Source organism: Mesorhizobium sp. M7A.F.Ca.CA.002.04.1.1 (genome assembly GCF_004022805.1).
Classification (GTDB): Bacteria; Pseudomonadota; Alphaproteobacteria; order Rhizobiales; family Rhizobiaceae; genus Mesorhizobium; species Mesorhizobium ciceri.
This window is the reverse complement of sequence record NZ_RZPL01000558.1, coordinates 1-3,980: the sequence shown is the minus strand read 5'-3', so window position 1 is coordinate 3,980 and position 3,980 is coordinate 1. Positions and strand designations below refer to the sequence as shown.

2 protein-coding genes and 1 pseudogene are annotated in these 3,980 nt (G+C 60.2%); 1 reads left to right on the top strand and 2 read right to left on the bottom strand.

Features of this window, described 5'->3' with window-relative positions; genetic code table 11:
* Together ENZ75_RS24150 and ENZ75_RS24145 are read right to left on the bottom strand one after the other, a co-directional pair.
* A partial coding sequence (locus ENZ75_RS24150) for a response regulator (protein ID WP_128278363.1) occupies positions 1 to 259 on the bottom strand: 259 nt, incomplete at its 3' end.
* Positions 256 to 3,366: a CheR family methyltransferase gene (locus ENZ75_RS24145; RefSeq protein ID WP_063170159.1), complete on the bottom strand. Its 3,111-nt coding sequence runs from the start codon at positions 3,364 to 3,366 to the stop codon at positions 256 to 258. The genes ENZ75_RS24150 and ENZ75_RS24145, both read right to left, overlap by 4 nt.
* Positions 3,367 to 3,637: 271 nt before the next feature.
* Between ENZ75_RS24145 and ENZ75_RS24140 the strand changes: the two are divergent.
* Positions 3,638 to 3,980 (top strand): annotated as a pseudogene (locus tag ENZ75_RS24140) (response regulator); the annotation flags it as partial.

Below are 3,980 nucleotides of genomic sequence, written 5' to 3'. Positions count from 1 at the left end.
GCCCAAATCCGGTCATGAAGGCGAAGGGGACGCCGCGAGCCAGCAATGTTTCGGCTACGGGCAGACTCGTTTCACCGTTCAATTGAATGTCGAGCAGCGCCACGTCGACTTTGCCTGCATCGATAAGTTGACGAGCCGCGGCGACCGACGAGACCGGGCCGATCACGGGATAACCCGCCGCACGCAGGCGAGACGCGACGTCTTCGGCGATCAGCCATTCGTCCTCGACCACCAGAACGCGCGGCCTGTCGTCGCTCACGGCGCCTCCTTGTGGTTTGCTGGAAACGCGATCTGGACGCTGAGGCCGTCCTTGTGGAACGCGGTCTCGACATGGCCGCCGAGCCTGTAACCAATTTCTCCCTGCAGCAGTGTCAGGCCAAAACCATTGTCCAAGGGCGCCTTGACAACAGGGCCGTCCTTTTCGCGCCAGCCAAATGTGAAACTGTCCTCCTCGATCGACCATTGCACACTGACCTTGCCGTCGGTTTTTGACAAAGCGCCGTACTTGGCCGCGTTGGTGGCCAGTTCATGAATGGCCATGCTGAGGGAAAGCCCCTGTTGCGGACCTAGTTTGACATCCTCGCCATCGAGTTCGATCCGCTCGATGCCGAATGGTTCGAGCTCCTGCTGGAGCAGTTCCCTGACCGAGGCTTCCTTCCATCTCTCCCGGGTCAGCAGGCCGTAGGCCCGCGACATGGCATGCAGGCGACCGATCAGCGCATCCGCGAACTCCTCCTTCGTATCAGAACTTTCCCGCGTGCGGCTTGCAATGCTGGCGATCACCGCAAGCATATTCTTGACCCGGTGGTTGAGTTCAGAGATGAGCACCTGCTGATGCTCTTCCGCCTGTGCCAGAGTGGTGACATCGACAAGTGTCACCACCACGCCCTGGATCCTGTTGCCCTTGTCGCGATAGGGATTGATGCGGACCATGTGGAACAGGCCCCTGGCATCGCGTGCCAGATGGTGATTCAGGATCTCGCCTGTCTCGAAAACCTTGTCGATGTGCTGCTTCAGCTCGGGGTAGTCGAGCTGGCTAGACAGATCCGTCAGCGGCCGGCCGACATCGGAGGGACGCAGGCTGAAGAAGGATGACGCCGCCGGCGTGAAGGTACGGACCACAAGGCTGCGGTCGAGGAAAATGGTCGCGATGTCGGTGCTTTCGAACAGGTTGCGCAGATCGCCGTTGACGTGGTCGAGCTCCTCTATCTTGGCCGTCAACTCGGCGTTGATCGTGTTGAGCTCCTCGTTGAGCGACTGCATCTCCTCCTTCGAGGCTTCGAGTTCCTCATTGGTGGACTGCGCCTCCTCATTGACGGAGACGAGTTCCTCGTTCGACGATTTGACCTCCTCCAGCGCGGTCTCGTATTCCTCGATCGTCGATTGCAGGCGCTCCCTGGTGTCGCGCAGCTCCCGCTCGAGATCGGCGGTGCTGTCACTGTCACGGCCGCCGCCGTCTTCCTCTGAGCGGGCCTGGGTCGGCCCCGACGGTTCGAACAGGACGAGATAAAGCGGCTCGCCATTGCCACGTTCGGTGAGCGGTTCGATCGTGAGCTTGATCGGCTGGACCCGTTCGTCGTCTTCCTCTACGATGAGGTTTTCCCGCACCACTGTGCGGCGCGTCGTCGTCGCTTCCCGCAACGCGGCGCGGAGGTCCAGTCGCAGCCCACGCCTAGCCATCGTCAGCAACTGCCGGCTGGGAATCCCTTGCGGCGCTTCGAGATATCTGCCGGTCCTGGCCGAATAATAGACGACATCGCCCTCGGCGTTGACCAGGACATGCGGCGGAGCGAAGCGCTCCAGCACCTGCGCCTCGACAGCCTGGCGCAGCGGATAACCGGCGGCTCCCTTCCTTAAGCCGGCGCTTTCAGAGGGAAAGACGCCGGAACGGCTCTCACCGATCAAGGCGGGCAGCCTGATATGCGGCGAGGCATGCTCGCGCGCCTGGAAGAGACGATGTTTCTTGTCGACAGTGGCAAACAGATTGTCGTGCTGCCCAACGCTTTCGGAGGTGCCGAGGAACAGGTAACCGCCGGGCTTCAATGCATAGTGAAAGACAGGGATGACACGGCTCTGGATGCTCGGGCCGAAATAGATCAGCAGATTGCGGCAGGAGACCAGATCCATGCGCGAGAAAGGCGGATCGCGAATGACGCTGTGCGGCGAGAAGATGCACAGTTCCCGTATCTCGTTGCTAATGACATAGCTCTCTCCGTCGCCGTTGAAGAACCGCTGTCGGCGTTCGGGTGAAAGCCCTTGCAGCAAGGCTTCGGGATAGCGTGCCGCCCGGGCCACCGCCAGCGCAGGCTCGTCGATGTCGGTGGCAAATATCTGGACGCGCGGAACGACCGTAAGCTTCTCCATGTGTTCGCGCAGCAGGATGCCGATAGAGAACACCTCCTCGCCCGTGGCGCATCCGGGAACCCAGACCCTGACGGTGTCGCTGGCGGTCTTGCCTTCGAACAACTGCGGTATGATCTTTCGCTCGAGCAACTCGAAGGCATCGGGGTCGCGAAAGAAGTTGGTGACATTGATCAGCAGATCGCGAAAAAGGTTCATCACCTCGCGAGCATCTTTCTTCAGCCAGTCTATATAGGCGCTGATGGAATGGACCTGGGCGATCTGCATGCGTCGCTTCACGCGGCGCAGAAATGTCTTGGTCTTGTAGCCCGAGAAGTCGTGGCCGGAGTGGCTGCGCAGAATGGCGTATATCTGTTCTCGCACCTTATCGATGTCGGCCGTATGGTCGCCATCTTCTTCCGCCAGCCCTTCCAGCGTGTCGAAGCCGCGGGCGAAAGCCTCCAGCTTCGCCCCGATCTCCTCGGCGGGCACAGCGACGTCGACGAGCCCGCTGGCAATAGCGCTCTGTGGCATATCGGGATTGCGCGGCCCGTAGCCGTCGTGCGCTTGCGCGACAGTGAGGCCACCCCGCTCCTTGATCGCCTTGGCGCCCAGCGTTCCATCGGAATCACCGCCCGACAGAATGACGCCCACGGCATATTCGCCCTGGTCTTCAGCGAGCGCACTAAAGAAGATGTCGACGGGTTTGCGCTCTTGGGTAAGCCCGTTGGGCCGCCGCAGGCGCAGCACACCGTTGGCGATCGCCAGAGTGACGTTTTGTGGCATCACGTAGACGTGGTCAGGTACAACAGCTATGCCATCCTCGGCCACAACGACAGGCATCTCGGTGTAGCGGCTGACAACTTCATGCAACAGACTTTCTCGCTTCGGGCTGAGATGCGTGATGATGATGAACGCCATGCCGGGCTGGCTGGTAACGCCTTTGAACAAGCCTTCCATCGCGGGAATGCCACCCGCGGACGCGCCGATGCCAACGATGGGAAATCTAGTCGATCGGGCAGTCACGGCATGTCCCCCTTTCGCCGACCCGACATGAAGTCTCCTCAAGGCCGGATCGAACAGGACACAACCATATAGCGCGCAAGAGGTATGGAACAAGACGTCAGGGATGACGTTGAACCCGATATCAATGGTGGTTCAATGACGAAACGCTCTGCTGACATAAAACTCCGAGCGCCAGTGGTGTCAGGGGCGCCTGGATCGCTAGCAGATTCCGATGCGGGGCCCGTCCCGGATCGCATGCTGATGCTTGCGAAGCGGTTGCAGGCGGCCTTGGATGACAGAATTCGGAAAGCAAATCCTCTGCATTCTAACCTCCGTTGCAAGAAAGGATGACGACGTGCGCGACCTGCGGGGGCTGCATATTCTGATAGTTGAAGACGAATGGACGATGGCGGGAGATCTTGCGCGGTTTTTCAGCAATATGGGCGCCATAATCCTTGGTCCCGCTGCAACCGTCGAACAGGCTTCCAAACACACCGGGACGGCCGAAGCTGCAATCCTCGACGTCAATCTCAATGGCCGACGCGTGTTTCCAATCGCCGATGAGTTGATGCGCCGGGGTGTCCCCTTCGTGTTCTTCAGTGGCGATGACGACATCGCCATTCCCGACCATCTCC